Annotated in this window: 28 protein-coding genes; 12 read left to right on the top strand and 16 right to left on the bottom strand. The window is 61.4% G+C overall.

Features of this window, described 5'->3' with window-relative positions; translation table 11 throughout:
- Positions 1–46: 46 nt before the first annotated feature.
- Positions 47–784: an SDR family oxidoreductase gene (locus tag ACFQ6H_RS02530; protein ID WP_378541611.1), complete on the bottom strand. Its 738-nt coding sequence runs from the start codon at positions 782–784 to the stop codon at positions 47–49.
- Positions 781–2,256 (bottom strand): aldehyde dehydrogenase family protein, encoded by a 1,476-nt coding sequence (locus ACFQ6H_RS02535; protein WP_378541613.1) that lies wholly within the window; start codon positions 2,254–2,256, stop codon positions 781–783. Before ACFQ6H_RS02535 ends, ACFQ6H_RS02530 begins: the two co-directional genes overlap by 4 nt.
- Before the next feature lie 162 nt (positions 2,257–2,418).
- Here ACFQ6H_RS02535 and ACFQ6H_RS02540 point away from each other — a divergent pair, with 162 nt between their 5' ends.
- Complete coding sequence (locus tag ACFQ6H_RS02540) at positions 2,419–3,078, top strand: TetR/AcrR family transcriptional regulator (RefSeq protein ID WP_378448336.1); 660 nt, start codon at positions 2,419–2,421, stop codon at positions 3,076–3,078.
- Between the two features lie 170 nt (positions 3,079–3,248).
- On the top strand, positions 3,249–4,928 hold the full coding sequence (locus tag ACFQ6H_RS02545; protein WP_378448335.1) for a hypothetical protein: 1,680 nt from the start codon (positions 3,249–3,251) through the stop codon (positions 4,926–4,928).
- Positions 4,929–4,999: 71 nt separating this feature from the next.
- Here the strand turns inward: ACFQ6H_RS02545 and ACFQ6H_RS02550 are convergent, their stop codons facing one another.
- The 3 genes from ACFQ6H_RS02550 to ACFQ6H_RS02560 are packed head-to-tail and all read right to left on the bottom strand — an operon-like array spanning position 5,000 to position 8,284.
- Entirely contained in the window at positions 5,000–6,211 is a 1,212-nt protein-coding gene (locus ACFQ6H_RS02550; protein WP_378643607.1) for a winged helix DNA-binding domain-containing protein, read from the bottom strand.
- Entirely contained in the window at positions 6,211–6,852 is a 642-nt protein-coding gene (locus tag ACFQ6H_RS02555; protein ID WP_378541618.1) for a histidine phosphatase family protein, read from the bottom strand. Before ACFQ6H_RS02555 ends, ACFQ6H_RS02550 begins: the two co-directional genes overlap by 1 nt.
- A gap of 16 nt (positions 6,853–6,868) precedes the next feature.
- Positions 6,869–8,284: an FAD-binding oxidoreductase gene (locus ACFQ6H_RS02560; protein ID WP_378643611.1), complete on the bottom strand. Its 1,416-nt coding sequence runs from the start codon at positions 8,282–8,284 to the stop codon at positions 6,869–6,871.
- Positions 8,285–8,425: 141 nt separating this feature from the next.
- On the opposite strand from ACFQ6H_RS02560, the gene ACFQ6H_RS02565 reads away from it, so the two are divergent.
- Positions 8,426–9,328, top strand: coding sequence for a LysR family transcriptional regulator (locus ACFQ6H_RS02565; protein WP_378643615.1), 903 nt, complete (start codon positions 8,426–8,428; stop codon positions 9,326–9,328).
- A gap of 17 nt (positions 9,329–9,345) precedes the next feature.
- On the opposite strand, the gene ACFQ6H_RS02570 is transcribed toward ACFQ6H_RS02565, so the two are convergent.
- Both ACFQ6H_RS02570 and ACFQ6H_RS02575 read right to left on the bottom strand, forming a co-directional pair.
- Entirely contained in the window at positions 9,346–10,422 is a 1,077-nt protein-coding gene (locus ACFQ6H_RS02570; RefSeq protein WP_378643619.1) for a helix-turn-helix domain-containing protein, read from the bottom strand.
- Between the two features lie 27 nt (positions 10,423–10,449).
- Positions 10,450–11,403, bottom strand: coding sequence for an alpha/beta hydrolase (locus ACFQ6H_RS02575; protein ID WP_378643623.1), 954 nt, complete (start codon positions 11,401–11,403; stop codon positions 10,450–10,452).
- A gap of 92 nt (positions 11,404–11,495) precedes the next feature.
- Here ACFQ6H_RS02575 and ACFQ6H_RS02580 point away from each other — a divergent pair, with 92 nt between their 5' ends.
- The 3 genes from ACFQ6H_RS02580 (at position 11,496) to ACFQ6H_RS02590 (ending at position 13,957) form a co-directional block, all read left to right on the top strand.
- Positions 11,496–12,089 carry a hypothetical protein gene (locus ACFQ6H_RS02580; RefSeq protein ID WP_378643627.1) on the top strand — a complete coding sequence of 198 codons (594 nt, stop codon included), beginning with the start codon at positions 11,496–11,498 and terminating at the stop codon, positions 12,087–12,089.
- A gap of 161 nt (positions 12,090–12,250) precedes the next feature.
- Positions 12,251–12,679 (top strand): YciI family protein, encoded by a 429-nt coding sequence (locus tag ACFQ6H_RS02585; RefSeq protein WP_007735729.1) that lies wholly within the window; start codon positions 12,251–12,253, stop codon positions 12,677–12,679.
- A gap of 3 nt (positions 12,680–12,682) precedes the next feature.
- A complete protein-coding gene (locus ACFQ6H_RS02590) occupies positions 12,683–13,957 on the top strand; it encodes an RNA polymerase sigma factor (RefSeq protein ID WP_378643632.1) in 1,275 nt (424 codons plus the stop codon).
- A 15-nt stretch (positions 13,958–13,972) separates the two neighbouring features.
- Here ACFQ6H_RS02590 and ACFQ6H_RS02595 read toward each other — a convergent pair whose 3' ends face one another.
- Positions 13,973–14,386, bottom strand: coding sequence for a hypothetical protein (locus ACFQ6H_RS02595; protein WP_378643635.1), 414 nt, complete (start codon positions 14,384–14,386; stop codon positions 13,973–13,975).
- A 154-nt stretch (positions 14,387–14,540) separates the two neighbouring features.
- Here ACFQ6H_RS02595 and ACFQ6H_RS02600 point away from each other — a divergent pair, with 154 nt between their 5' ends.
- Both ACFQ6H_RS02600 and ACFQ6H_RS02605 read left to right on the top strand, forming a co-directional pair.
- Positions 14,541–14,711 carry a hypothetical protein gene (locus ACFQ6H_RS02600; RefSeq protein WP_317555728.1) on the top strand — a complete coding sequence of 57 codons (171 nt, stop codon included), beginning with the start codon at positions 14,541–14,543 and terminating at the stop codon, positions 14,709–14,711.
- A gap of 230 nt (positions 14,712–14,941) precedes the next feature.
- On the top strand, positions 14,942–15,640 hold the full coding sequence (locus tag ACFQ6H_RS02605) for a type 1 glutamine amidotransferase domain-containing protein (RefSeq protein WP_378530439.1): 699 nt from the start codon (positions 14,942–14,944) through the stop codon (positions 15,638–15,640).
- 77 nt (positions 15,641–15,717) lie between these two features.
- Here the strand turns inward: ACFQ6H_RS02605 and ACFQ6H_RS02610 are convergent, their stop codons facing one another.
- The 3 genes from ACFQ6H_RS02610 to ACFQ6H_RS02620 are packed head-to-tail and all read right to left on the bottom strand — an operon-like array spanning position 15,718 to position 18,559.
- Positions 15,718–17,016: a DUF222 domain-containing protein gene (locus ACFQ6H_RS02610; RefSeq protein ID WP_378643638.1), complete on the bottom strand. Its 1,299-nt coding sequence runs from the start codon at positions 17,014–17,016 to the stop codon at positions 15,718–15,720.
- 59 nt (positions 17,017–17,075) lie between these two features.
- Positions 17,076–17,930 carry an alpha/beta fold hydrolase gene (locus ACFQ6H_RS02615; RefSeq protein ID WP_378643640.1) on the bottom strand — a complete coding sequence of 285 codons (855 nt, stop codon included), beginning with the start codon at positions 17,928–17,930 and terminating at the stop codon, positions 17,076–17,078.
- On the bottom strand, positions 17,927–18,559 hold the full coding sequence (locus ACFQ6H_RS02620; RefSeq protein WP_378541638.1) for a TetR/AcrR family transcriptional regulator: 633 nt from the start codon (positions 18,557–18,559) through the stop codon (positions 17,927–17,929). The genes ACFQ6H_RS02615 and ACFQ6H_RS02620 overlap by 4 nt, the downstream gene beginning before the upstream one ends.
- Positions 18,560–18,627: 68 nt before the next feature.
- On the opposite strand from ACFQ6H_RS02620, the gene ACFQ6H_RS02625 reads away from it, so the two are divergent.
- The gene (locus ACFQ6H_RS02625) at positions 18,628–20,061 is read left to right on the top strand and encodes an amidase (protein ID WP_378643643.1); all 1,434 of its coding nucleotides are present in this window, start codon (positions 18,628–18,630) and stop codon (positions 20,059–20,061) included.
- On the opposite strand, the gene ACFQ6H_RS02630 is transcribed toward ACFQ6H_RS02625, so the two are convergent.
- From ACFQ6H_RS02630 to ACFQ6H_RS02645, 4 genes are read right to left on the bottom strand one after another with little or no spacing between them, the layout of a single operon-like run.
- Positions 20,058–20,696 (bottom strand): DUF5701 family protein, encoded by a 639-nt coding sequence (locus ACFQ6H_RS02630; protein ID WP_378643645.1) that lies wholly within the window; start codon positions 20,694–20,696, stop codon positions 20,058–20,060. The two genes, ACFQ6H_RS02625 and ACFQ6H_RS02630, sit on opposite strands and share 4 nt — an antisense overlap.
- 10 nt (positions 20,697–20,706) lie before the next feature.
- A complete protein-coding gene (locus ACFQ6H_RS02635; RefSeq protein WP_378643647.1) occupies positions 20,707–21,351 on the bottom strand; it encodes a TetR/AcrR family transcriptional regulator in 645 nt (214 codons plus the stop codon).
- Positions 21,339–21,602, bottom strand: coding sequence for a hypothetical protein (locus ACFQ6H_RS02640; protein WP_378530453.1), 264 nt, complete (start codon positions 21,600–21,602; stop codon positions 21,339–21,341). The genes ACFQ6H_RS02635 and ACFQ6H_RS02640 overlap by 13 nt, the downstream gene beginning before the upstream one ends.
- Positions 21,599–22,033 carry a hypothetical protein gene (locus ACFQ6H_RS02645; protein ID WP_378643649.1) on the bottom strand — a complete coding sequence of 145 codons (435 nt, stop codon included), beginning with the start codon at positions 22,031–22,033 and terminating at the stop codon, positions 21,599–21,601. Before ACFQ6H_RS02645 ends, ACFQ6H_RS02640 begins: the two co-directional genes overlap by 4 nt.
- A 154-nt stretch (positions 22,034–22,187) precedes the next feature.
- On the opposite strand from ACFQ6H_RS02645, the gene ACFQ6H_RS02650 reads away from it, so the two are divergent.
- On the top strand, positions 22,188–23,516 hold the full coding sequence (locus ACFQ6H_RS02650) for a diacylglycerol kinase family protein (protein ID WP_378643651.1): 1,329 nt from the start codon (positions 22,188–22,190) through the stop codon (positions 23,514–23,516).
- Here ACFQ6H_RS02650 and ACFQ6H_RS02655 read toward each other — a convergent pair.
- The gene (locus ACFQ6H_RS02655) at positions 23,497–23,715 is read right to left on the bottom strand and encodes a hypothetical protein (protein WP_378643653.1); all 219 of its coding nucleotides are present in this window, start codon (positions 23,713–23,715) and stop codon (positions 23,497–23,499) included. The genes ACFQ6H_RS02650 and ACFQ6H_RS02655 overlap by 20 nt on opposite strands.
- Positions 23,716–24,051: 336 nt before the next feature.
- On the opposite strand from ACFQ6H_RS02655, the gene ACFQ6H_RS02660 reads away from it, so the two are divergent.
- Together ACFQ6H_RS02660 and ACFQ6H_RS02665 are read left to right on the top strand one after the other, a co-directional pair.
- Positions 24,052–24,765 (top strand): response regulator, encoded by a 714-nt coding sequence (locus ACFQ6H_RS02660; RefSeq protein WP_378643655.1) that lies wholly within the window; start codon positions 24,052–24,054, stop codon positions 24,763–24,765.
- Positions 24,762–26,456, top strand: coding sequence for a two-component system, sensor protein (locus ACFQ6H_RS02665; RefSeq protein ID WP_378643656.1), 1,695 nt, complete (start codon positions 24,762–24,764; stop codon positions 26,454–26,456). Before ACFQ6H_RS02660 ends, ACFQ6H_RS02665 begins: the two co-directional genes overlap by 4 nt.
- Positions 26,457–26,504: the final 48 nt, after the last annotated feature.

The raw sequence follows: 26,504 nt of genomic DNA on the forward strand, positions 1-26,504 counted from the left end.
GCGAACTGCCCTCTCCAGCGTTGCGATGTGTGTCAACTGGGTGCCGTCAGCTGAGCATTTTCAGCACGTTCTGGTACTCACCGTTGATCTCGGCATAACGAAGTGGCTTGGCGGCCTCGACCACGATTTCCGTGGCGTTGTCGTGTGCCTTCAGTGCGGTAATGGTTTCGGCGATGTAATCGTCGAGCGGCAGAGCAGATTCGGAGTTCTCCTGGTTCATCAGCGTGGTGCGGACGCCCGGTGGGATGAGCTCGATGCACTGGATCGAAGTATCGGCGAGTTGCACACGCATGCTCTCGGTGAAGAGATGAACAGCAGCTTTCGTCGCGTTGTAGGTCGGAGTGATGGGAAGCGGGACGAAGCCGACGGCGGATGACACAGTGATGATGGTGGCGGTGGGCTTCGTCAACAGATGCGGAATGAACTGGCCGGCCAGTCGAATTGTCCCGAGTAGGTTCGTCGTGATCGTTCGCTCGGCGACGTCGAGGAAGTCCGGGCTTTTAAGATCCTCCGGGTACATGATTCCCGACATTGTCACAAGGACGTTCAGGTCGGGAAAGTCTTGCGTGACAGATTCATACGCCTCTCGGATGGAATTCGTGTCGTCCACATCGATGACGACGGTACTGATCTTCGGATGCTCGCTCGAGATCTCTTGCAGCAGAGTGGATCGCCGTCCACCGATGATTACCTTGTTCCCCTCGTTCTGCAATGCCAGTGCAAGTTCGAGGCCGATTCCGGAGGTTCCGCCGGCAATGAAGATGGTATTTCCCGTGATGTTCAACTTGTGATTCCTTGCTTTGACGGGGGAGTCGACGTGACTACAGTGATCGATTTGAGTTGGGTGTATTCGTTGAGCGTTTCGAGGCAGAACTCTCGCCCGAGACCGCTTTCCTTGAATCCTCCGAAGGGAACGCCGCCTCCCAGGTTGAAATACTGATTGATCCAGATACATCCGGCCGCAAGACGATCGGCGGTTTCCATCGCGTTCTTCAAGTTCGACGTATAGATCCCGGCAGCGAGCCCGTATGGAGTGTCGTTCGCTTCTGTGATCACTTGCTCGTAATTGTTCCACTTGAGGACGCACAAAACAGGTCCGAAGATTTCGTCCTGCGCAATTCGCATCGAGTTCGTGACCTCCAGAATTGTCGGTTCGATGAAGTTTCCGGCTTCGAATCCCGGCACTACTGTTCGTTTGCCGCCGGTAAGTAGTTGTGCGCCTTCTTCGATTCCGGAATTGATCATCGAGATCACACGATCGGCATGTTCTTGGTGAATCAGGCCACTCAGCTCGGTGTCTTCGCTCAGAGGTGGCCCGACTCGCAACGATCGGAATGTGGCGACGAGTTTTTCCACGAAGGTGTCGTAGATATCCTCGTGGATGAACAGACGTGTTCCGGCTAAGCAGGATTGGCCATTGCACATCAGGACGCCAGAGGTTGCGTCGGCGACCACAGCATCGACGTCGTCGATGTCAGGAAAGACGATGCTCGGACTCTTGCCGCCGAGTTCGAGAGTGGTCGAGATCAGTCGGGATGCTGCGGCGTGTGCCACCAGCCTGCCGACTTCGGTGCTCCCGGTGAAAGCGAGTTTGCTGACTTTCGGATGACCGATCAGGGCTGCGCCGGCCTCTTCGCCGAGGCCGGGTACAACATTGAGAACGCCTTTCGGGAACACTTCGGCGGCGATCCTCGCCAGTTCCATGACTGAAACACAGGCATTTTCATCAGGTTTGAGTACGACGGTGTTTCCGGCAGCGAGAGCGGGAGCAATCTTGAATGCCGTCATCACAACGGGATCGTTCCAGGGAATGATCTGTCCGCACACGCCCAAGGGCACCCGTTTCGCAACCAGATATCCCGAGGCCAATTCGCGGCCGAAACCGTGGTGCGCCAACGAAACTGATGCAAAATATCGTAGGTGCGACACTGCGGCCCGATAGTCTTCTCGCATCTCCCTGATGTGTCGCCCGGTGTCCATGCACTCGAGTTGGGCAAGCTCTTCAGTTCGTTCCTCCACCAGTGCGGCAAACTGCAAGATTTGTGCGGACCGTTCTTCGGTCGTCAGGCCTGCCCACGCCGGAAATGCCCGTCCGGCGGCTTCGACCGCATCATTGATTTCTTCTGCCCCGCATCGGGACAGTGTGGCGAGCAGAGCGCCGGAAGCGGCGTCGCGTGCCTCGAATGTGGATGTGCCCATGGCTCGGAACGATCCATCGATGAACGCACCGTATTCACGAACTGCTGGACCCTCCATGGAACCTCCTAGATCGGTCAGTCGCTGACGAAGATAACTGTACTGTACGTTTCGTACACTTGTCGATGGTTGGCTGTCGAACTGGCCTCTCCGTCACCGGCGGAGCCCGTTGGCTACTCTCACTTTGGTCAAGTCGAGAACGCGGCGGTGAGAGGCGGGGTGGTGACGGCGAGAATTACCGAGGGCGTGTTCTTCACTACGCCGCCGGATTTGCCGCGAGGTAGGCATGAACTGAGCAGGGAAGACGTTCTGACTGCGCAGCGTGAGCGGTTGATGATCGCTACGACGGAACTGATGGCGGAGTCGGGCTATCAGGGCGTCGGGGTACGTCAGATTGCCAAGCGAGCAAAGATTTCGCCGGCCGCTTTTTATGAGTGTTTTCCCGACAAGGATGCGTGCGTCTTTGCCGCGTACGGCAGGTTTATCGAAGTGCTGCTCACTCGTATTCGTGGGATCTTGCCGGTGGGCTCTTTCACCTGGGAGCGCCACGCCATCTCCGATGTGGTCGAGGGTTACCTCACGGCGTTGAATGCAGATCCTGTTGTGGCACGAGCATTTCAAGTCGAGATGGATGCGCTCGGGCGACGCGCGCGCGTGCAACGAAGGGCGGCGCTGGTCGGGATGTCCGAGGTGCTCAAGGCGGAGCGTGAGCGCGCTCCCGGCAATCCGCGAGTTCCGCTGAGTGCGTATGTCGGAGCCGTATATGCCATTCGGCAGCTCGCGTCCGATGTGCTCGACGAGCCGGGAAGCGGGTCGATCGAGGCTCTGTCGGCAGAGGCCGGCGTGTGGGTCGAAGCCATGCTTTCAGCCGTGTCGAACTGAGCTGTGTCGAACTGAGCAGTGTCGCACTGAGCTGAGTCGAACTGTGCCTTGCCTGGGTCGAGAAGTGCCTGGATGGTGCGTCTCGAAGAAGTTCTGCGTGACTTGCGTCATACGAACCTGTATAAAAGAAACGCCTGTAACTTTTATGGCTCGAACAGAAAGACTCCCTCATGATCCTTCGTCGCGTGATACCCGCGATTGCGGCATCCGCACTTCTCGTAATCACGAGCGTCGCCCAAGCGAACGCGGAACCATTCACTGGTTCAACCGGTTCCGTCGGCTCGTTCGGCTCGACGGGCCCTGTTGCGGCCTGCCCCGAGTCGATCGACCCGGCATCGTTCGCCACGGCTGACGATCTGCGCGACCTCAATGCAAAGATTGCCGGCTTCGGTCTCCGATCGACGGCAAGCGCCGAGCACGAGAGCATGATCGACTGGGTCGAAGACAGCATGCGTGCTCTACCTGGCGTCGAGACCGCATCGGACGAATATCAAATCAAGCGCTGGCAGCCGTCGCCACTGGCGACAGACGGCCCTGGCCGCGACCTTGTGGCGGCCGGCAAGCTGGCGGTGTTGCAGCCGGATACTGCACCCGAGGTTCTACGAACCGCAGGCGCAGTCCCGTACTCACTGCCTACGGGCGACGAAGGCCGCACGGCCCCACTGGTCTATCTTCCACCCGGCACCGCGATCACACCGGAGAACTCGAAGGGGCGCATCGTGATTCGCGACGTCCAGACTCCGGCAGTGCCCTATGCGACCTTTGCTGCATTCTCTCACTACATGACACCCGACTTTCCGCTGGCGGGTGACTACGAACGGCCGTTCACTGCCGAGCTCGGAAAAGACCCGCTGGCAGCAGGACTCGCTGGCGCAGCCGGGCTGATCCTCGCGTGGAACGTTCCTGCGGAACAGATTCAAGGCTACTTCGACCCGCACAACGGCACACACTTCACCGTGCCCGCGGTGTGGGCGGGTATCGACGAAGCTGTCCGGCTCAAGCAGTTGGCGGAGTCCGGAACCGAAGCGAAGATCTCAGTTCTGGCGGACGTCGATTCTGCTCCCACTCGAAACCTGATCGCCACGATCCCCGGGCAGAGTCAGGAAAGAATCGTGATCAACACGCACACCGACGGGGCAACCTGGGTGCAGGAGAATGGCAGCGCTGCGGTTCTGGCACTTGCACAGTATCTTTCGCGTCTGCCGCTCGAATGCCGTCCGCGAACCTACGAGTTCGTCTTTGCCAGTGCACATCTGCATATGTCGCGAGAGGGAACGGATCGGTACGCGACGGAACTGGACAAGGAATACGACAGCGGATCCGTCGCCTTCGACTTCTCCGTGGAGCACATGGGTACACGCGAGATTCTGCCCGTCGATCGAACTGATGGACCTGGTCAGAGGCTCGAATTTACCGGGGCCGGCGAACCGTACTCGTGGTTTGCCGGAACTGAAAGTCCAGCACTGGTCAACGCATTGGTGGCAGCGGTCAAATCTCATCCCCTCGATCGAACGGCAGTTCTGCGGGGCTTCGACCGGCCGCAACCGACTCGGGTTCCCATGTTCTGCAGCTTCGGTGGCCTCGGTACCAGCTTCCACAATCGACTGATTCCGACCATTGGAGGAATCTCCGGCCCGTGGTCGCTGTGGGCTCCGTCGTTCGGCGCCGACGCGATCGACTTCGAACGGATGCACCAGCAGACGCTGGTCATGGGCGACGCCCTGCTTGCGCTCGACAGCACTCCCCGTGAGGAACTCGCGGGTGGTTATCCGGCGGAGAGGGTAGCGCGTGCGGCCGGTGCAGAGACATGCGCTCACTTGCTGCCTCCGGAAGATGCGCCGACTCGGTAGTTGGTATGACGAGTAGTTGGTATGACGAGTAGTTGGCATGACAGGATCGGCTGGGCGACAATGATTGTCGTTCAGTCGATTGCCAGTGCAGTCGGCATACCTTTCATCGCCGGCGAGACGTAACCGGTGCCGATCTTGACGCCGCTCAGCCACTCGGTGAGGCGCGCCGCCTCGGCATCGAGAGAGCGTCGTGCAGACGCCGGCACGCTCTCGAGCAATCGAACGTGCACAACACCGGCTTCGTCTTGGATCCAGCAACCTACGACGCGACCATCGACCCATGCTGTGGTGCCGGCGTTACCGCGGGTGTCGAAGAGTTGGTTGCGGTGTGGTCCGAGATAGAAGTCGCGGTCCTTCCAACCCATGATCGTGGGGTCGAGCACCGGTAAGAGCGCCACCCAGGGCCCCGGATCGGACACCTCGGCGACATCATCCGGTAGCAACCAACCGGTGCCGTCCCCGTCGAGTGAGACTGCAACGGCGTCGAGTTCGGTGAGGGCGGCCCGGACGACCGTCTTCGTGGAGCCCAGCCACCAGACGATGTCGTCTTCCGTTCCCGGTCCGAAGGTGTAGAGCCAGCGCCGGACTATTTCTCGGTATCCGTCCCCGGGTTTGAGGTCGTCGGGTTTGAGGTCGGCAGATTCGAGGTCGGCGGGGGCGTCGTCGAGCCAGTGTCGAGTGAGAGTCCACAGTGGGCGTGAGACGGGGAAGCGGGCAGTGTTGGTGCCCCGCATGATGTCTGCGGTCGCCCCGAGGTGCGTGAGAATCCTGGGTGCCGACCAGATTTCACCTGCCGAACCCTCGACCTTGACGTCTATCATCGGCACGGCCTGACGAATCTCTACCGCTGAAAGCCCTTCAGGCCTATCGGTGAGCAACTTCAGTACTTCCGTCCGTGCGCGATCGAGCCAGTCGTTGCCGTCGACGGCGAGTCCGGCCTTGACGACATCCTTGGACATTCGAGCACGCTCGGTGTTGGCGACGCGGGCGGATGCACTCGACCACGCGGCCGGTAGCAAGTCTCGGGGAAAGGTGAAGAGCGTGCGGCGCATGGCCAATTGCTTGACGAGACTGCGTCGGTCGTACAAGGCGCGGTCGACATCGGCGGCGTCCAAGGATCGAGCCCTCGCCCAGCAAGACAGATAGACCGTCGCTGACTCGGTGGCGTGAAGCACCGTCATCGCCCGAGTCGCAGCTTCCGGGGAATCGACGCGGAACGAGGGCGCCAGCGCATGACGTACGCCCATGCGTGCACGGCGTTCGTCGTCGGAGACATGGCGCATCAAGCCATCGTGCCACAGTCCAGGTGCGAGGTATCGGCTAGCTGTGCGAGAGTTCGATTGCGCCAGTAGTCGTCGTGCTGGAGATGAGTGATTGCACCCGGTGTGGTCGCGAAAGTTGCAAACCCTGCGGCTTCGATGGGGATCTGCAGCCAGGCGGAGACTACGAATGTGTGTGCAAAGCCGTGTGTTACGACAATATGATCGTGGTCGAGATCGGTCATCAGTTCGCGAGTGCATTCGCCGACCCTCGATGCGATGTCGCGGCGAGTCTCGGCACCGGCAACGGGGCCACGGTGATCGAGGCGGTTGGTGTCGGGAGCCGGCACCTGGCGCTGGGCGAGCCACGAGTTCGGGCGTCCTTCGGCTTCTCCGAAGCTGATTTCGCGCAATCGTGAATCCGTTGTCACCGGAGTGCCGAGTGTCCGGGCAATAATCGTAGATGTCTCGGCGCAACGACGGAGGTCCGACGAGGTGATGCGGATCGGGCGCGAATTTCCTGTGCGTCGTCGCTTCAGGGCTGCCGCGATCAATTCTGCATCGCGCCGACCGGACGGGGTGAGAACCGAATTGTGCCAACCGCCGACGACGTCCTGCGCTGTGTGTTCGGCATGAGGATGAGTGACGACGTAAAGATCCTGCACGCGACCGCCTTTTTGCTTACCCGACCTTTTCCGGCAACAGTATTCCAGGATTGAGGATTCCACGCGGGTCCCAGGAAGATTTGATCAACTGCATCGCGGTGATGTCGGTGTTCGTGCGCCCCAGCGTTACCCACGGAGACTTCGCGCGACCTATCCCGTGCTCGGCGCTGATGCTTCCATGGTGGGCGGCAACGAGTTGGAAGACCGTATCGGTCAGTTCGTGTGCGACCCCAGGGGCGGCATCCAGGAGGTTCACATGAATGTTTCCGTCGGCGAAGTGCCCGAACAAGATTGGCCGCACGAGGGGGAATCGCTCGTCCAACGTCTCTCGAAGGTTCCCGATGAACATGCCCATCACGGACAAGGGCACGGAGATGTCCAGCTTTACAACCGGTGTCGTCGACGAAGCGCTGATGCTTTCGGTGTGACTCTCCCGCAAGGTCCACAGTTTTCGAGCGGGTCCAGGTTCGACCGTCGCGTCCTCGATGAGATCGGCAGAGTCGGAGAGAACTTCGAGGAGTGACTCTTCCGTCTCGCGCGGCGACGACACCTCGATGAGTGTGTACATCGGCGAAGGGGCGCCGAACGGACGACGGGCGTCGGTGTGTGCGCAGACGAGGTCGATGCCGTCGTCAGTCATGATTTCGGCGGCTTCGACGGTCAATCCGCTCTGGCGCACGCGATTACACAGATGCAACGCTTGATCGACGTCGCTTACACCGGCGAGTACGACCTGGGTGTCGGTCGCGGGGGTGACCAGCTTCATCAATACTTTGGTGATGACGGCAAGAGTTCCCTCGCTGCCGGCAAGAAGGCCTGGAATGTCGTATCCGACATTGTCTTTGACGAGTGGCGTCCATCTGCTCAAGACGGAACCGTCGGCGAGCACTGCCTCGATGCCGAGGATCTGTGCCCGCGTGTTTCCGTATCGGACCATGCGCGTACCACCGGCGTTGGTAGCGACGATGCCGCCGAGTGTCGCGGATTCCTTTGATGCCAAATCGATTCCGAACCGGAGACCGTGTGCAGATGCGGCCAGGTCGGCGCGGGCAACGGTCACGCCGGCGCCGGCTGCGATTGTCCGGCCGATGGGATCGACGGACTCGATCGTCTCCAACCGCCTGGTACTCAGCACCACGGACCCGGCCGAGGCGATTCCGCCACCGACCAGTCCGGTGTTGCCGCCTTGGGGCGTCACAGGTACCCCTGCATCGAAGCAAGCTCGAAGGACAGCAGACACTTCGGCGGTGTTGCCCGGACGAACTATCGCGATCGCGTCGCCGATCCATCGTCCCGTCCAGTCGCGCGTGTAGCCCTCGATCAGTTCGGGATCGGTGAGGACATGCGTTTCGCCGACTATCTCCGCGACGGCGTCGAGGAGTCTGGCGTCCGTTGCGGGTTCGCGCGGTTCGGCGAGTGTTCGGGGGTTCATGTGCAACCTTGTGATCGTTCGGGAGACAATATTTCGGGAGACAAGCGGTGGAGCAGCGTGACCTCGATCCTCCGACCTCAGGTGATGCCATGTCCAAGACCAAGTAGTGACACCACCATCTGTTCTTCTTATAATCGCCGTATGAACCTGCAGCGCGCCCGTTATCTGATCGCTCTCTCGGATCATGGCAGCTTCACTCGCGCCGCCGCGAACGTCCACGTCGCGCAGTCAGCGCTCAGTCAGCAGATCAAGGTTCTCGAGCGCGAACTCGGAGTGCCTTTGGTGGATCGTCGAGGTCCGCAGTTCACCTTCACCGACGCCGGCCGGGTAGCGGTACGAGAGGCGCGCTTCTTGCTCGGGTGTGCGGACCGGGCGGTCGAACGAATTCGATTGGCTGCGCGCGGAGTGGATGGAGAACTGCGCATCGCGTACACGCGTTCGTGGGCAGGCGGCGCAGTCGCGGATCTGGTCAGCGCCTATCGAAAGCTCTACCCGGGGGTGGAGGTCGTCGTCCATCGTGGCACGTCGGCGCAGACAGTTGATCTCGTCCGAAACGGAGCAGTCGACGTCGCGGTCGTCCGGCCGCCACTCGATGACGGCGATCGCGAACTTCCCCTGATCGTCCTCGACACCGAACCAATCCTGGTTGCGGTGCCTGCGGATCATCCGTTCGGGAGTCGAACGACCCTCGAACTCGGGGACCTGGTCGGCATTCCCGTCGTGTTCTGGCCCGAGGCAAACGCTCCGGGCATGTATTCGCGTACTCTCGAACAGCTTTGGCCGGACGGCACTCCCAATATCGTTCGATTCGAAGCTGACGACGAGCAGGTCCTCCATGCCGTATCGGACGGAGTGGGAATTGCGCCGATCCCTCAGGGGCGGGCCAGGATGCTCCGCATTCCGGGTATCCATCTGTGCGAAATCGTCGGTGAACAACCAACTCTCGATGTTGCTGTCACCTATCGACAGGACAATCCGAATCCAGCGCTTGCGCCGTTCGTTGCGCTCGCCGAACGCGAAAGATCGTCAACTGCTTCGCCGTGACTGATCCTGGGCCGGATCTATTCGGCGTCGAGAACCAGCATCATTGCGGTTGCGCGTGCTCGGTTCTCGACGGTGTCAACGTGAAACTCGACGTGCTGAGATAGCTTTGACAATCGGTGCGCGACGCTGCTGTGATGGAGATGCATGGTATCCGCCGTGGCCCTCAATGTTCCGGATCGCAGATATGTCCTCAAGGTTTCCAGCAGCTCTGATCCCTGCTTGGTGTCGCCAATCCGTCTGGCAAGAACCAAATCCGGGATTTTCGTGTGATCGATGTGCGATCCGGGCGCCAGGAGGTTGAGGGCGCCGAAGCTGTCGGCGTTCACGATCGGTGTTGTTACCGAGGTCTGAGTGTGAGCGAATCGTGCTGTGCTGATTATCGTGTGCATTTCGGAAGCGGCGGCAGCCAAAGATATTCCAGCGCGGATGGATGACGCCAACGCTGCCTCGGACAGTTCGGTTGTGGGTGTGAACGAATCCTTCACGATATCCAAATATTCTCCGTCAGCCTCTATCCTGATGGCTTTGCCGGGAATGCAATCCCTCGAAATGGTAAGACGTGCAGTGCTGTTCGCCGCACCCGAGGAAACCGTGGATACGACAACACGGACTGGGGCGCCGGGTTCAATCCCGAGACCAGCGCACGAAGTGAGTACGGTCAACTCGTCCATCGGAAAGAGCAGATTGCGGGTGTGCTCGGCTTCGGTAGGTAAGCGGCGGGGCTGCAGGATTATCGAGGCAGTCAGAGCCATTCGGTCGACGAGCATCTCGTCGAGCGGCAAGTTTGCACCAGGACGCTCGATCCATACCCTCCCGAGAACGTCATCGTCGACGGCAATCTCCCTGGTAATGCTGGGGGCGAGACAGGATTCGGGCGACCATCGGCCGCGCGGGTCGCAACGACGTGAACTCTTCTTGTTGCCGTGTTCGACGATCTCGATGCCCACAACGCAGTCCGCCAACTGTGCGCTCGCGCGCATCAATGATGCTGTGTCGGCGCCGTGCCGCACGAGGGTGTCGAAGTAGTCGATGACACGTACCAGGCCTGCCGAGTCTGAGTCGAGCTCGGCAAGCCGGTACATCAGTCCTTGCATCTCGCAACGCTACGAGACGCGTGCCAGCTAGCGCAACCCTTTCCGGAGCGCGGTGAGTCTCTCGGCGGCACCTCGTTTGCTGACCTCCGCGGCCGCGATGAGTGCCGACCCGTGAAAGGTGCCGGGGAAGGAGTGCAGCTCGACACTGACGCCGGCTTGGAGTAGACGAACGGCGTACTCGATTCCTTCGTCGCGAAGTGGGTCGAGTTCCATGGTGCACACGTAGGCCGGGGGCAAGTTGCCGAAATCGGTTGCGCGAGCCGGGGCGGCGTAGATCGAGACGTTCGGTTCTTCGGGCCCTGAATACGACTCGCCTAGATAGAACTGCCACGACAGAATCGCGTTGGGTCGGTGCCAATTCGGAGTGTCGACGAAGTCCGTCATCGATGTCGAGGTCAGGCGGTCGTCCAGTGCCGGGACCTCGAGAAACTGGAATGCGACGGGGACAACGCCCTCATCTCGGGCTTTCAGCACGGTTCCGGCGGCAAGTCCACCTCCAGCACTCTGACCGCCGACTGCGATGCGACTGGGATCAATACCCAGTTCCTCGGCATGGGCGTGTACGTACGTGAGTGCGGCATAGCAGTCGTTGAGGGGGCCGGGAAAGGGAGTCTCGGGGGCAAGGCGGTATTCCACGTTGGCGACGGCGAATCCAAGCTCGCGTGCTACCTCGAGGCATAAGGGATCACTGCTTTCTGCTGTGCCGACGGCAAATCCGCCGCCGTGCATCCACAACAGAACTGGGACCGGACCGGTTGCGTTGTCCGGGGTGAAGAAACGTATCGTGACCTCCGGATCGCCGTCGAGGCCGGGGGCGGATAGTTCGCGAAGCGTGACGCCGTCGTATGAAAGGCCGGCCAACGTGGCGCCGATCAGTGCGTTGTAGGTGGCTCTCGTGGTTGGGAGGTCCGAAAAATCGACCTTCGGGAGCATCGTGAGTGCCACAGCGAGTTCGGGGTCGAGGGTGGGGAAAGTCGTCATGTATTCATCATCGAGCTGCAAGTGGCGTGCGGCATCGGCGATTTGTAGGGAATTGGGGAGTCTCTATCCGACGGGCGTCGGATCTCCCTAGGATGACGCCGGTGGACACAGTACATCTCGGGGTGGACTCGAGCGATTCGGCGATTGGGGCTCGGATCGGTGGACATCCGCCGCAGGTTTTCGCGGGACAGCCGATTCTGCAGACACACGAATACCTTCTGACGCTTGCGGCCCACACGGCCACGTGGCTCGGTGAGCGAGAACTTTCCGTCTTCATTCGTCGGGGTTTCTCCATCGGAGATGATGACCTCGAATACCCGGACATCGGGGTTCGGGCAATCCTGCACGCGCCGTCATCGCGAAGTGCGGAATCGGCGGGCATTCATAGGGGCTTGGGGAGCGCGGCGTTGATCAAAACTCCCGCAGATGAAGAGGTGATGTCGTTGGTGTTGATCGCTCCGCAACCGGTGCTCATCCAGAACGAGCCGTCCTACGCCGAGGCCGTCGAGGCCGACGGACACCGTTTCCTTTTCCAGATCAATGACGAGGGGTGGCCGGTGGGTTCGCAGTCGCAAGCCGAGTTCGCGGAGGAGTACCTATTCGGTTACGGGTCGGTGTATTTCTACGGGAGCACTGACGCGAACGGCCTCGTTCGTGAAGTTGTGCCGGGATTTCTCGACTTCTGACCTGCCCGACGGTTTGTCTGCCGATAGCGTGAGCAGCGCATCCAGACCGGCGGTTTTGTCCTCGGGAAAAAACTTTCGGAAGTTTGTCGATCGGTGAGTGTGCCGTTCGACGTGTAGGCAGAGGGACCGAACAGAGCGGTCCACAAACGAAGGAGATTCTCATGAAGTACATGCTGATCATGCGTTCCACCGACGAGGCCATCGAAGCATCCAAGGACATGGATTTCGACGAGATCATCGCCGCGATGGGTCAGTACAACGAGTCCCTGATCAAGGCCGGTGTCTTGTTGGCCGGTGAGGGACTGGCCATGGAGGAGGGGTTCATCGTCGATTTCGAGTCCGATCCTCCGCTGGTTTCCGACGGCCCGTACGGGGAGACGAAGGAGTTGTTCTCCGGCTTCTGGATCATCCAGACGTCGACCAAGGATGAAGCCCTGGAATGGGCAAAGCGCTGCCCGTTGGGGCCGGGCAGCAAGCTCGAGGTGCGCCGCGTGAGTGAGATGTCGGACTTCGATCAGGACAACGAGTACATCCAGAAAGAAGCCGGCTGGCGCGAAGAGCTCGGCACCGATCGTCCGGTCGCAGGCTGAACCATGACCGACGAGGCGGTGCGAGAAGCAACGAGAACGGCTGTCGACGCGGTCTGGCGTATCGAATCCGCGAAGATCGTCGCCACGTTGACTCGCACCGTCGGGGATCTTGATCTTGCCGAGGACCTGGCCGCGCAGGCTCTGCTCGAAGCCGTCGAGCAATGGCCTGCCACCGGGGTTCCGCGAAATCCGGCTGCCTGGCTGACGTCTGTTGCGACACGACGCGCAATCGACGGGTGGCGACGACGCGAGAAGTTGGACGAACGCTACGCCCACTTCGCGCGTGAACTCGAGAACGACGCTTCGCACTTCGATGACATCAGCTGGGATCCGGATCGGATCGACGACGACGTCCTTCGCCTGATGTTCATTGCCTGCCACCCTGTGTTGAATCGAAAAGCGCAGGTAGCCTTGACTCTTCGGGTAGTGGGCGGGTTGACCACGGAAGAAATTGCCAAAGCCTTCCTCACACCGACCGCGACAGTGCAGCAGCGGATCGTCCGCGCGAAGAAGGCATTGACCGCCTCGAAAGCAGTATTCGAAGTTCCAGGGCGAGACGAGTTTTCGAAAAGACTGGGTGCCGTGCTCGGCGTGCTGTACCTGGTGTTCAACGAAGGTTATGCAGCCAGCTCCGGGGAGGAATGGATGCGCGCGGATCTGAGTGCCGAAGCGCAGCGGCTGGCTCGGATACTGGCCGAATTGGTCCCGGGGGAATCCGAGGTGCACGGCCTCGTCGCGTTGATGGAACTGACAGCCTCGCGATTCGGTGCCAGGACAACTTCGACGGGTGAGCCCATCCTGCTTGCGGACCAGGACCGGACTCGGTGGGATCGCATTCAGATTGCACGGGGGTTTGCCGCGCTACAGCGGGCTGACGCCGTCGGGCGTGGACGCGGTCCATACGGTTTGCAGGCTGCGATCGCCGAATGCCATGCTCGAGCAGCAACTTTCGATGACACCGATTGGAAGAAGATCGTTATCCTCTACGAGGCTTTGGCGCAACTGGCGCCCTCGCCCGTGGTCGACCTCAATCATGCGGCGGCGGTATCCATGGCATACGGTCCGGCCCCAGCACTCGAATTCGTCGACAAGCTTGTCGCTTCAGGTGAACTGGCCGGCTACCACCTGCTTCCGAGCGTGAGGGGTGAGTTGCTCAGTCAGCTCGGCCGATCCAAGGAAGCTCGAACCGAACTCCTCGAAGCGGCTCGGCTGGCTGGGAATGAGCGTGAGCGTGCAGTGCTGGTCGCGAAAGCAGATGCGCTGCTGTCGGATCAGTAGTCACACGATTTGTAGTCAGGACTCAGTTGGATCGTCATTCGGCACCATGGGCGGCATTCCGACTCCGTATGGGTCGAGCATGTCCGAGACACGACGACCCCACCGTTCGTGAGCTGACTGACGGGTCATTCCGGCCGCGCGGCCGATGGTTGCCCACGTTGCGCCGAATCTGCGCAGGCTCATGACGCTTGCCGTCGAATCGATGCCCGCGGCAAGTTGAATCCGGAAACTTGCCAACTGCCACGCCATCTGACGCTGCGCCGGGATATCGGTGTCTTGTTCCGCCTCCCACTCGGAGCTGCCAGGTAAGGGGTCCATATCGACAATTTTGTCCGCCTGCGCGCCGGCCTCGGTGATCGCGGCGTTGGCCGTCGTAATGGCGGCAGCATCGATCCCTGCGGTCAGAGCGTGCTCGATCAGGTCTTCCATGAGAAATTCTCCTTTCGTCAGGAATAGCCTGACAGTTCCAATCGAACGTTGTCAAGCTTTACCTGACTGATGCGCAGTTTAATTAATGCGCGATCTATTTGTGTACTATCTAAATTGTCTCCGGCCCTGTTGGCCGACGTCGAAGGGGTTGCTGGTGAAAATCGTGGTTCTGTCATTCCTGTTGGCGCTGACCTTGATGACGGTCGGGATCATCGCGGCACGCAACCGCAGTACCCGACCAGCCGTGACCGGGGTAGTTACCGCAGCATCGACGGTTCTCGCGGCCGCCTGGACACTTTTTGCCGTGGCCTTCGTTTTGGCGTGATCGCGCTGTTCGACCCAGATGCCCGAGTTGGGAAAGTGGGTATGACGGATTCCATGCCCGTTGGTGAGAAGTCGCACTGGAACCGGCGATGCGGAATTCCCTCCCGGTGAGTGCGTTTCATCCATGGGAGCGTTCTCCGGGTTTCGTGTCCCGGGTTCCTGAAACCAACGGTTCCTGACTGCGACGGTTCCTGAACACGACGGTTCCTGACTACGACGAAAGGTTGCGCGATGACAAAGCTGTTGTTTGCAGTTACTTCTGCAGATCACTGGACGCTGAACGACGGAACAGCCCACCCGACCGGGTACTGGGCGGAAGAGTTGGTCGAGGCGCATCGCGTTTTCGTCGACGCCGGCTACGACATCGTGATCGCGACGCCGGGCGGTAAAGCCCCCGTTGTGGACGAGGGGAGCCTGGCGCCCGAGGTCAACGGCGGGCAAGAAGGCGCTGACCGTATGCGCAAGTACATCGCCGATCTGAAGCCTGTGCTCGATTCGCCGGAGATTCTCGAGAACGCAAACGCCGCCGACTACGACGTGGTTTTCGTACCAGGTGGACATGGACCGATGGAAGATCTTGCGGTGTCGGCATCCTTCGGCGAGCTTCTCGTGAACTTCTTGGATGCAGACAAGGTGGTCTCGGCGGTCTGTCACGCACCGGCGGCACTCCTGCCGGCGAAGAGGTCCGATGGGAGCTGGCTGTTCGACGGCTATCAGCTGACCTCGTTCACCAATGAAGAGGAGACGCAGGCTGGTCTGGCGGACAAGGCTCCGTGGTTGCTCGAAACTCGACTACGCGAGTTGGGTGGCAAATTCTCGAAGGCTGATGCCTGGTCGCCTTACGTCGTGGTGGACCGGAAGCTCTACACCGGTCAGAACCCGGCGTCGTCGAAGCCACTCGCCGAGCGGATCGTCGCCGACTTGGGCTGAGCATGGCTTCTGGCACCGCATCGAGATCTCCTCGATGCGGTGCTGGGCCGTGTTCTGTTGTCCCCGAGAAGCTCTTCTCAGGTTTTGAATGTTGTGTTCGCCGGCCTGGGGTGCTGCCCGGGGTCGATCGAGGGCGGCGGGATGAACCACGGTTTGTTGTCGACGCCGATTCGGATTTCCCATATTCCGACGAATCCCGTTTTGCGGTGCATCAGTCGGTGGTGCGAACGGCACAGTAGGACAAGGTTGTTGATCACCGTCGGACCACCGTTCGCCCAGTGCCGGATGTGGTGCGCATCGGTCCAGGCCGGTACGCATGTGCAGCCGGGGAAGGCGCAGCCCTTGTCTCGGGCGATCAACGCCACTCTCTGTTCGGCGTTGACCAATCGTTTTCCGGGTTTCGCATCCAACGGCGCGCCGTGAGCGTCCAGCAGGACAGTCGACAGGAAGCAGTCGCAGCCGAGAAGCCTCGTCTGTGACACCGACAACGGTCCGAGCCAGGGCATGTGCCCGACATCGAGATCCGACCGAGAGCCGCGACCATCAGTTGGTGTTGCGGCACAATCCCGATGCTCAGCCAAATCACGGGCGTTGATGTGCACGTTCACGTGCGGTCGTTGCCCACCGTCGGTTCCGGTCTTGGCGCAGTCGAGGTAGCGGCGGATCAGTTCGGTGAACCCGTCCGCGGTCCGCTTCGCCGCCGACCGGGCATCGGGAGTTCCGTCCGGTGCTGGGGTGGGCATCGTCAGATTCGACAGGGCCGATAACAGCATTTCGCCGGTGAGGGCGTCGAAATCGCCTCGCACCACCACGCGACCGTTGAGTGTCGAGGCGATGCGGAGTTCGTTCCGATCGACATCTTCGGCTGGCGGAATCTCATCCGATTCGAACACCCGCTCCAAGGTCGCGATGACGTGCCGCACCTTCGTCGTCGTCGCCTCCACACCCGACGCAGCTGCGAGCAACAAGTCGATGCAGCGAGGGAGTGCTTCCTCCGGCATCCCCTTCGGCGGGGATTCACAGAACGTCACGATCAAGACGGCATGATCGAACGAGCAATCCCCAACATCGAACCGAGCCGCTACCGCCGGAAACGGCCGCAGCGCCGCACCAAGGGCGGCGATCTTCTTCCCGTCCCGAACCTGCAGCATCGTGTTCGCCGCCAACCACGCCCCCACCCCGCGAGAGGCGATCACCTGATCATCCGGGCGCATCGACAGTTCGTCCACCACCGCCACCCGCACCGCCTCGAGACGCAGAATCTCCGCACTCGCCGACACCGCAGCCTCACGCAACTCAGAAGCAGACAACTGCCACAGGCGTCCGCGTAACCCCAACGCAGAACCAGACACCACATCCGACAACAAGACACTCATTGAATCCCCCGATCCCCTCCACACAGGGTACTCGAACACCCGTTCGAGTCAAGTGGGAATTAAGCGAGGGCGCGAATGAGTGGAGTGGGGTCCGCGACGACGAACAGATGGCCGCCCCCGCTGATCTCTTCGAAGCGAGAGTGGGGGATCAACGAGTGTGCCCAGCGGGCAACTTCGATGGGTACGTTTCCGTCTTCGGATCCGTGTAGGAAAACTGTTGGTACCGAGATGGATTGGAAGAGCCCTGGCACCTCGTGGCGATACCGAGCCAAGTCGACAACCGCTGCCGATCCGCCCTGCGCGATCCCTTCGGATGAATCCAATTGGAGGGCGGGGTGATGCGACTCGTCGGTCATGACGGCCTGATCGGCGGCCGGCCAGATCGAGACGGAGTCGCTGCGTAGCTTGGAGAACACCCCGGTTCCTGCGAGCATTGCGCCGGCCACACGGGGAGCCCAGTTGGCGGCAAAGTACAACGCGGATATCAGTTTTATTCTGCGTCGCAAAGTATCTCGCGGTGCCCCGGGAATCATGGCGCACGCCAACACCAGTTTCGAGACCCGTTCGGGAACGGCTGCAGCGACCGCGAGCGCGTAACCACCGCCCCCAGAGAAGCCCATGAGCGTGGCCGAGTCCAACTCGAGGTGATCGATCAGGGTGACGAAGTCGTCGTCCCAGGAATAAAATCCCTTGTCCAGGAACGGATCTGTGCGTCCGAAGCCGGGGCGATCGGGAACTATCAGCCGTATGCCTGCCGCCGTAGCCGCGTTGTCGAGTGAGAGACCCTCGTATCGGCTGCCAGGTGACCCGTGGACCACGACTACCGGGCGGCCGGTCGGATCGCCATACTCGCAGAACGCGATACGGCGCCCGGAGGCGTCACGAATTTCGTTTGTCGTCACGCTGCTTGTCATGTTGTGCTTCCTTGCTGCGCGATCGACGCCACACCGTCCAGGATGAGAGTGACTCCGAATTCGAATCTTCGGGCGGGATCGTGATGAAGCGCGAAGACCGATGCATCGCGTCGATCAGCGGGTGCACTGTCGAAAGCTCCGCGTCCCAATTGAATTGCGACGTGTCCGGTTACAAAATCATGCAGGGCGCCGTACGCGTACGTGGCCTGTTCGTCCTCGAGGCCGGCCAGGGAAAGGGCGCTGACGACTCGGTGGGCAGTGTCGTCGGCGCCGGGTGCTTCCAGTGATGCCTGTCGATGGGCTTCCAAGACCAGGGGATGGCGCATCAGGAGATCGTGGAGTCCGTAGGCGAACGTGCGGGCAACCTCGCGCCAGTCGGTCGGCCAGTCGATCGACGAGACCGCTTCGCCTACGAGGGTGGAGATCAGGTCTCGCCTCAAGGCGTCGATGCCGCCGGTTGTGCGGTGGACGGACATCGGCGATATGCCGAGTCGCTCGGCGAGTACCCGAAATGACACCGCATCCAGGCCGTCCGTATCGGCAATCTCTGCCGCGGCATCGAGAATCTGTCTGTGACTCAATGCTTTTGGTCGGCCGGCCCTTGCGGAGCCGGCGGATTCGGATACCATGCTGACAACAATAGCGATACGCGTATCGAAATTACAAGTGTCTATCGACCTACAAGGAGTGTTGCCAGATGACTGATCTCCATCAACTGTCCGCTGTCGAACTTGCCGGTGTGATCGCCGCCAAGCAGGTGTCCATTCCCGAGGTAACCAGGTACTTCGTCGACCGTGCGACCACTTCCGACGACGTGGGCGCGTTCACGACGATTGCCAGGGAGCATGCAGTTGCACTTGCCGAACAAGCCCAGCTCAGGCTGGACGAGCGGGACAACGGACCGCTTCCGCGCCTGTTCGGCGTTCCGACGGCCATCAAGGATCTCGACGCTACTCGCGGCATCCGCACTACCTTCGGATCGGCGCTGTTTCGGGACTTCGTGCCCGATGCCGACGACGAGATCGTCGAGGCGATCCGAGAAGGTGGGTTGATCGACATCGGTAAGACGACGGTGCCCGAGTTCGGGGCGGCGTGTTACACCGAGCCGGAAGTTGCTCCGCCTGCTCGCAGTCCGTTCGATCGCACGCGGAGTGCCGCCGGCAGCAGTGGCGGCGCTGCTGCCGCCGTCGGCGCTGGTTTGGTGCCGTTTGCCCAGGGAAGTGACACCGCCGGTTCGTTGCGTTCTCCGGCAAGTGCGTGCGGTGTGGTGGGCCTCAAGCCGAGCCGCGGTTTGATCACGATGGGAGTGGCAGGGCACGACAACTTCGGATTTGCGAGCAAGGGGCCGATCGCCCGGACAGTTCGCGATACCGCTGCGCTGTTGGACGTTCTGGCAACGCGACCTGGCGCGGGCACTATCCACCCGCCTCGGCCGAAGTCGTTCGAAGAGTTTGTCGTACAGGCTGGGGGAGTGCAAGCTCGCCCCTTGACCGTCGCTCTTGCTCACGGATCGGTCTCCGGCGGAGCCGTGGATCCGCAGCTCTCGGATGCTGTGTCGAAGGTTGGTACTGTACTGGAGGAGCTGGGACACAATGTGTTCGAGCGACCGCAAGCCCGCGATGACGTCTTTGTTGATGCCTTCACCAAAATGTTCTCATCCTTGGCCGGCACCAAGCCGATCCCGGAAGAATACGAACACCTTCTCCGTCCGATTGTGCAGCACTTGCGAGTTCAAGCAAACGAGGTGCCTTCGGGTGAGCTGGCCGCGGCAATCGGAATGGTTCAGGCCTGGGCACGGCGATGGAGTCTCGACTACGCCGACGCCGACCTTGTTGTCACTCCGACTGTGACGAAGCCGCCGCTTGCGATCGGGGAGTTGCGCAACGACGAAGACCCCGCGACCGAACTGATCGACATGGTCGCATTCACTGGAAACACGATCGTTGCCAATGCAACTGGATTCCCGTCGATCAGCTTGCCGCTCGGTTGGACGGAAGACGGTGTTCCGCTCGGCGTGATGATCTCCGCGAAATGGGGTTGTGACGCGGAATTGCTCTCTGCCGCTGCAATGCTCGAGGCCGCGATGCCGTGGAAGGATCGGTACCGATTCGACCGCGCAACCGTGCTCTAGTTCGGGAGCGGTACCCGGCCGCTCGCCGATGCGAACCCCAACCACGTGTGGCGGTTACCCCACCAGCACCACCCGACTTTCGGGGCGTTGCGGTTGTCTTTGCCGTCGCGACCGGTTCCGTTGCTGATCCACACGGCGGGAGTTCTGGTGTCGAAGGATCCGTCAGGTTTGCGCAGTCGGGAACCGATGGTCATGAAGCACTTTCCGCGTTCGAGTATGTCGGGGCGCTGCAACAACCAGTGGATGCCTTCGGTAAGCGTCAGCGGCGTACGGTCTGCGTCGACGATTGCGGGCAGCGCTTCGTCCGGGCTCCAATTTGCCAGGTGGTCCCCACGGTCGACTCCACTGAGCAGATGTAATGGGCTTTCGGGCAGCATTGCCTGCTCGGTGGGGGCGAACAAATCAACATCCGCCATGTCGACGACAACGAATCCGCTTTTGCTCTTGCGCCTGAGCAGTGGAGTCAGAACTGAAGCTGGAGCCAGTTTTTCGTGGACGGTAAGCAATCCCGCGTCACCGTGTCCGGCCGCGGCGGCCGCCCTGACGTCACCGGCAGAAAGTCCGGCCATCTCGTGAACTCCGAGTTCGATCAATCGCTCGGCCTGCTGATCGATGGGCGGGAGGTCGAAGTGCATACCTGCGATCCTACCGATCGTGGGCAGGCCGATCAGTGGGTTCGGCGGCGAGGGAAGTCGGCCACGCAACGCCCAACGCGCGCATGATGAACGGGACGGTGGTCGCTACGACGGTGTCCACGCGGTCGCCGGCCATGAGCATCGGACGTCGGCTTTCCACGCAGGCGAGGATGAGTTGCGCGGAGGCGGCTGCATCGGAATCGACAAAGACACCGGCGTCGATACCTTCCCGGACGAGTTGTTCGACCAGAAGCGACAGCGGGACAATACGTTCGAGAAAGCGTTCGCGATCCTGTGCGGACAACAATTCGACCAACGCGATTCCCGTGAATCGCTGCAGCGAGAACTCGACGAGCGTCAGCTTGACGAGGATTTCGATTCGGTCGACAGGATTCTCGCGATCCGCGAGTTCACGCTCGGCCAGGAGTAGGAATCTCTCCATCTCGCGGGTGGACCAGGCGAGCAGTAACGCAGATTTGTCGGGGAAGTAGTTGTACACCGCTGTCCGCGAGACGCCGGCTGCCTGGGCCACGGTCTGCAGCTTCACGTTCTGCCAGCCCTGCTCGTGAAGTTCGTGAATGAACGCGTCCAGCATGGCTTCTCGGGTAGCGACCTTGTGCTCTGCGGTTGTCGCGCCACCGGTCAGCTTCGGCATGATCGATCCTCCTGTGTCTGATTCACGGTCACGGGGAGGTCGAACAGATCCGCAACAAGGCGTGGATCACCTTGCCACATCGAGACTGGTACGAGCATCATCTGCTGCGCGATCGAGCGTACGGATCGGCTGACCTCCTGCTCTTCGGCGGGGGTGAGCGTCGTGCGTTTGCGCAATCGCTCCATCTCCGCCGCAGTCAGATCAGTGATCCATTCTTCGGCCGCAAGCGAGAGGGGTGAATCCGGTGTCACGACCGATCCAACTCGGCACTGGAGAACCGCGAAGTCATCACTGACAGCGTGATGACGGCTACGACCGAGACGGCGTGTGCCGCCGCCAGCCAGAGCGACTCGGGTGCATGTTTGTGGAGTGTCGGCGCCATCAGCATGGCCATGAGGAGGGCGAGACCCGACAACATCGCGGGTCCGTCGGGTCGGCTGACAAGCAGGGTGACCAGAAGAACGAGCGCGACGACGCCGCAGGCCACATCTGCAGGCGGGTACGTTGCCGGAACGATTCCGCGGACAGTGTCGGTGAAGGTCAGCCCGATCGTCACCAATTGCGCAAGACCTGTCGCGCCGGCCAACCAGGCCGTGCACCGCAGGCCGTGGAGACCGGCTTTCCGAGTCCCGGTAAGGGGAGCTTCCGGAGATCCCCACGCTGCGGTTGTCGGTGTTGTCACGGGCCTGCTCCTTTTTATGACGAGGTGTCGTCATAACGTATCAGCGCATGAAAAGTGGGTTTCCGAGGGCTGGTTATTGGCTAGTCCTGAGGGAGCAGACACGGAAGTATCAACACTTGAATAGCCGGCCAGTCGGACTGCGGGAGGTGGCTCGATGACGACCCCTGTCCGCACGGATCGGCCTTCGTCAAAACAGCGTTGGTTGGCGCGCGCGGCATTTGCGGCGTTGGTCTTGTCGGTTGGGGTGCTTCTGACCTTCGCCGGCTTGAAGACCCTGACGATGCTGCTCCTGGGGATCGGCGGCGTGATTGTGTGCGTCGTGGCGGTGTACTGGTTTCTGACGACCCGCGGGTTTCTGCGCTGGATCTCGTTGGCCGTGGCGGTACTGACGCCGATCGTGGTGCTCACCTTCCTGGTCCGAGAACGCCTCCTGTGGGTGGTGCTCCTCGCGATCGGATTGTTCGTCGTAGCCGGTATCTTCGCTCGCACCGCCTTGGAGGGGGAGGAGAAGGAATTGCCGGTGGTCGAGCGACCGGCACCGCCGCCCGTCAAACCGTTCTTCGTGATGAACCCGAACTCTGGCGGTGGCAAGGTCGAGAAGTTCGACTTGAAACGCAAGGCCGAGGAACGGGGGGCCACGGTCGTACTGCTCGAGGGGCCCGAGAAGATCGATGTGACGGCCTTGGCCAGGCAGGCGGTCGCGGATGGCGTCGACCTGCTCGGTGTTGCCGGTGGCGACGGAACGCAGGCACTGGTTGCTGCTGTCGCGGCCGAACACGACCTGCCCTTCCTCGTCGTCAGCGCGGGAACGCGCAACCACTTCGCCGCGGATCTGGGGCTCGATCTCGAGGATCCGTCTCGGTGCCTCGACGCGCTCGTCGACGGCGTCGAGGTCACGGTCGATCTGGGAAACGTCGGCGGTCGAACTTTCGTCAACAACGCATCGTTCGGGGCGTACGCCGAGGTAGTCCAGAGTCCGGAGTACCGCGACGCCAAGACCAGCACCTTCTTGCAGATGCTCCCGGATCTCCTCGCCGGACGCGCCGGAGCGGTACTGACTGCCCGCTCCCCGAGCGTGTCCGCGATCGGGCCCCAGGCGGTGTTGATCAGCAACGGACCGTATGAGATGAACGACTTGGCGGGGCTCGGCCATCGCCCGCGTTTGGACCGGGGCACTCTCGGGATCGTCGCGATCTCGGTTGTCAGCGCCCGTCAGGCCGTCGGGTTGCTCCATCGGGCGCATCAGCACGGGCTGGCCCAGGGCACCGGATTCGAAGTGATCATCGACGCCGACACCGATGAGATTCCGGTCGGCGTCGACGGCGAGGCTCTCGTGATGCCAACTCCCGTCAGGTGCACAGTCAGCCCACAGGCACTGCGGGTCAGAGTCCCCCGAGATCGTCCGGGCGTCCGTCGACCCAGGCATGCCTGGGATCTGGTCCGGTTGCGAGAGTTGGCGAAGTTCACGAAATCCGGCGCATGACCTGGCCGACGGCCAGCACCCCCTGTGGATCATGCGTGTTCGCCAAAGCGCTGAGCCAGTGGGCGGTGTCCTCGTCGTAGGTGCGGGCGATCTTCTCCGGGTCGACGCTGGGCGCGAAGTTGGGCAGAGCATGCCCGTTCGTCCATGGCGCCATCGCTCGACCGAGAGCCTCGGCGTGCGGGACTACAGCGTCGATCATCGGCGGGGCAAGAACTCCGACGGTGAACAACGTGAAGGCGGCATCGCGATGGCAGAAAGCGCTGCGGTGCTTCGGTTCCCGAGCGAGGGCGCCACCGAGAAGGCGCAGTTAGACGACGGTTTGAGGTGAACCGGATCCGGAGCCGGCAGCGGACAGCAGTGCGTCGACGGCCTCGTGTGACAGCTCGGTCGTCAATGCCGTGGATTCTGCTCCGGCGCTTGGGACATACCGGGCGAAATGCTTGGAGCCCGCATGGTCGATAACTGCCGTGTTACTCGGAAACCGTCACCACCCGCTCGGTCGAATGCGCACTGTCCCAACAGTTAATCTCTGGTCATGGAGACCAGCCAGTGGGTGCGACGGGTGTTGGTGGTGGAAGACCAACCACTGATGCGTGCACTCGTCGGTGACGCGCTCACACACGCCGGGTTCGTGGTTCATACCGCCGGATCGGCGGTCGAAGCGCTCACGGAGTTCGACGGATTCGATCCGGACCTCTTGGTCACGGACATCGACCTGGGTGTGCGGCCGAACGGCGTCGATCTCGCGAACATCGTCACCGTGAAGGCTCCGCATTGCGCGATCGTGTTCCTGACCAACTACCCCAACGCATCGACGGCGCCAGGTTCTGCGGGTGTGCCGCCGAAATCGCTGTTCGTGGACAAGGCGGCTGTCCAGTCGGCGGATCAGTTGATCGGCGTAGTGGAGGCCGCGTTGACGGAAACCGAGCCACCGACGCTCGGGAGTGATCGGGACTCCGCCCTGTCGAGCCTCACCAGATCACAGCTCGATCTTCTGCGTTACATCTCGCTCGGCTGGTCGAACAGTGCAATCGCAGCCCATCGTGGGTCCTCGATCCGCGGGGTGGAGAAGCTCATCGCGCGCACCCTCGAGAGCCTGGGGTTGGCGCACGATTCGTCCACCAATCCGCGAGTGCTTGCCGCGAGCATCTTCATCCGTCATTTCGGTGTTCCCGAAGTGACCGGTGTTCCCGAAGTGACCGGTGTTCCCGAAGTGACCGGTGTTCCCGAAGTGACCGACTCGGCGTGAACCTGCGCGAGTGGTGGCTTCGTCTCGGTGATCGGAACATAGTCACCAAGTGGTCGTGGATTCTGACGCTGCCGTTCGCGGTGACCGTGATGGCCAATTACTACCTGTGCACCGGGGTGCGCGAGGTCGGCGTGATGGCGGTCGGCGCCTTTGCGACGCACTGCGTTGTCGGGGTGATGCTGCTGATTGCGAGGGCCGTCCTTACAACGCACCGATCGCAGTTCGCAGCCCTGGCCCTGTTCGCAGTGATCGGTGCGATCCGCCCGTTCGTCCTCGACGCGATCACCCGCGCGCTCGAACTCCCCGTCGACCCCAGACCGATGCTCGTCCGGGTTGCGCTCAACGTCGTGTGCAGCGTTGTTTTCTTGTCGTTGACCGCCGTATTGGTAGGTGCTCTCCGTGACCGCATCGCGCTGCAACGGAGTTTGAAGGTTGCCGGGGCCGCCGTCCAACTCCAACAGACCCGGGATCGATTCCGTCTCGACCAGACCCGTGCGCAGTGTCGGCGAGAGCTCGAGCGCAGCATCGAAACAGTCATGCACACGGTTGCTGAAACGGAACTCGAGGGAGTGCGCGGGGCAGCGCTCTTGAAGCGAATCTCCGACGACGTGGTTCGCCCGATGAGTCATCGGCTGTTCCGGGAGATTCCCCCGATCGAATCACCGACGCCGATTGTGCGACTGACGGCGAGGGATCGATTGATCGGCGTCGTACGTAGCGTTGAACCGGCGCCACTGTACGGACCGGTGTTCGCATACACGGCACTGGTGACCGTCTACCTGCTCGGAACGTACGGCGTGACGTTCACGGCGGTCCAGATTGCCGTCGGTTTCTGGATCTTCGTCGGTGGCAATGTGTGCGCTCGCCGAGCCGTTCGCAACGGAGGCGGCCCTCTGAGACGGATCGCGACTCTTTTTGCGGTGTACTGCTCGAGTGCGCTGATCAGCAGTACCGTGACGTGTCTGCTCCTGACAGTCTTCGGCCGTACCCCGACTTTCTATCTCTCGTCGATGGCCGTCTACCCGCTGGTTGCGCTGTCCGTCTGTCTGATCAGGGCTGCGGATACGCAGCGTCAGGACGAGGAGCGTCAACTCCGCAGTGCCCTGAGCCGGCAAGCGCGCGATGCAGCTCGTATCCATGCTGAGCTCATGCACACCCGACGTGGACTGGCCAGGCTGTTGCACTCGTCGGTGCAGGGTGAACTCGTGGCGGCCGCATGGTCTTCGGGCACCGTTGCCGGTCGTCGAGTCGATGTTGCGGCAACCATTGCCCACATTCTCGACGGCTTGGAAAGCGACCTGTCTGCGTCATCTGATCAGCCGGCTGACTCCGATGCCCGAAAGCATATCGATGATCTTGTCACGGTGTGGCGCTACGCAATTCCGATCGTCAGTCACGTCGACGACGAAGTCTGGACGGTGATTGGATCGGGCTCTACTCGGCTCGACAGTGTGGTGGAGATTCTGTCGGAGGGACTGACCAACGCCGTGAAACACGGTGCAGGAGGGCCCGTCTTCCTCGAGGTGGCACTCTCGGATGCTCGGGCAGTGGTAGTGCGGATCAGTTCGCCGGGTCGGTTGCCGGTGGCACGGGACTCAGGGATCGGGCTTGAATCGCTCGCCTGTACGGTATCGTCCCTCGAGCTTGTCGAGGAGGAGGACCGGGTGGTCCTCACGGCTGTGCTTCTGTGACACCGTGAGTGGCAATGTCGTGGAGGCCGAACATTTCGCCAGTGGCCG

The sequence above is a fragment of the Rhodococcus sp. NPDC056506 genome (assembly GCF_042794945.1).
GTDB lineage: Bacteria > Actinomycetota > Actinomycetes > Mycobacteriales > Mycobacteriaceae > Rhodococcus_F.

What these genes read in the sequence shown, in the direction of transcription:
- ACFQ6H_RS02605 (WP_378530439.1), top strand. Translation starts at nt 14,942, where the DNA reads ATGACAAAGCTGTTGTTTGCAGTTACTTCTGCAGATCACTGGACGCTG.
- ACFQ6H_RS02590 (WP_378643632.1), top strand. Translation starts at nt 12,683, where the DNA reads ATGACCGACGAGGCGGTGCGAGAAGCAACGAGAACGGCTGTCGACGCG.
- ACFQ6H_RS02570 (WP_378643619.1), bottom strand. Translation starts at nt 10,422, where the DNA reads ATGCAAGGACTGATGTACCGGCTTGCCGAGCTCGACTCAGACTCGGCA.
- ACFQ6H_RS02550 (WP_378643607.1), bottom strand. Translation starts at nt 6,211, where the DNA reads ATGCGCCATGTCTCCGACGACGAACGCCGTGCACGCATGGGCGTACGT.
- ACFQ6H_RS02625 (WP_378643643.1), top strand. Translation starts at nt 18,628, where the DNA reads ATGACTGATCTCCATCAACTGTCCGCTGTCGAACTTGCCGGTGTGATC.
- ACFQ6H_RS02535 (WP_378541613.1), bottom strand. Translation starts at nt 2,256, where the DNA reads ATGGAGGGTCCAGCAGTTCGTGAATACGGTGCGTTCATCGATGGATCG.
- ACFQ6H_RS02610 (WP_378643638.1), bottom strand. Translation starts at nt 17,016, where the DNA reads ATGAGTGTCTTGTTGTCGGATGTGGTGTCTGGTTCTGCGTTGGGGTTA.
- ACFQ6H_RS02565 (WP_378643615.1), top strand. Translation starts at nt 8,426, where the DNA reads ATGAACCTGCAGCGCGCCCGTTATCTGATCGCTCTCTCGGATCATGGC.
- ACFQ6H_RS02650 (WP_378643651.1), top strand. Translation starts at nt 22,188, where the DNA reads ATGACGACCCCTGTCCGCACGGATCGGCCTTCGTCAAAACAGCGTTGG.
- ACFQ6H_RS02635 (WP_378643647.1), bottom strand. Translation starts at nt 21,351, where the DNA reads ATGCCGAAGCTGACCGGTGGCGCGACAACCGCAGAGCACAAGGTCGCT.
- ACFQ6H_RS02620 (WP_378541638.1), bottom strand. Translation starts at nt 18,559, where the DNA reads ATGGTATCCGAATCCGCCGGCTCCGCAAGGGCCGGCCGACCAAAAGCA.
- ACFQ6H_RS02630 (WP_378643645.1), bottom strand. Translation starts at nt 20,696, where the DNA reads ATGCACTTCGACCTCCCGCCCATCGATCAGCAGGCCGAGCGATTGATC.
- ACFQ6H_RS02585 (WP_007735729.1), top strand. Translation starts at nt 12,251, where the DNA reads ATGAAGTACATGCTGATCATGCGTTCCACCGACGAGGCCATCGAAGCA.
- ACFQ6H_RS02580 (WP_378643627.1), top strand. Translation starts at nt 11,496, where the DNA reads ATGACGCCGGTGGACACAGTACATCTCGGGGTGGACTCGAGCGATTCG.
- ACFQ6H_RS02615 (WP_378643640.1), bottom strand. Translation starts at nt 17,930, where the DNA reads ATGACAAGCAGCGTGACGACAAACGAAATTCGTGACGCCTCCGGGCGC.
- ACFQ6H_RS02575 (WP_378643623.1), bottom strand. Translation starts at nt 11,403, where the DNA reads ATGACGACTTTCCCCACCCTCGACCCCGAACTCGCTGTGGCACTCACG.
- ACFQ6H_RS02655 (WP_378643653.1), bottom strand. Translation starts at nt 23,715, where the DNA reads ATGATCGACGCTGTAGTCCCGCACGCCGAGGCTCTCGGTCGAGCGATG.
- ACFQ6H_RS02595 (WP_378643635.1), bottom strand. Translation starts at nt 14,386, where the DNA reads ATGGAAGACCTGATCGAGCACGCTCTGACCGCAGGGATCGATGCTGCC.
- ACFQ6H_RS02560 (WP_378643611.1), bottom strand. Translation starts at nt 8,284, where the DNA reads ATGAACCCCCGAACACTCGCCGAACCGCGCGAACCCGCAACGGACGCC.
- ACFQ6H_RS02660 (WP_378643655.1), top strand. Translation starts at nt 24,052, where the DNA reads ATGGAGACCAGCCAGTGGGTGCGACGGGTGTTGGTGGTGGAAGACCAA.
- ACFQ6H_RS02545 (WP_378448335.1), top strand. Translation starts at nt 3,249, where the DNA reads ATGATCCTTCGTCGCGTGATACCCGCGATTGCGGCATCCGCACTTCTC.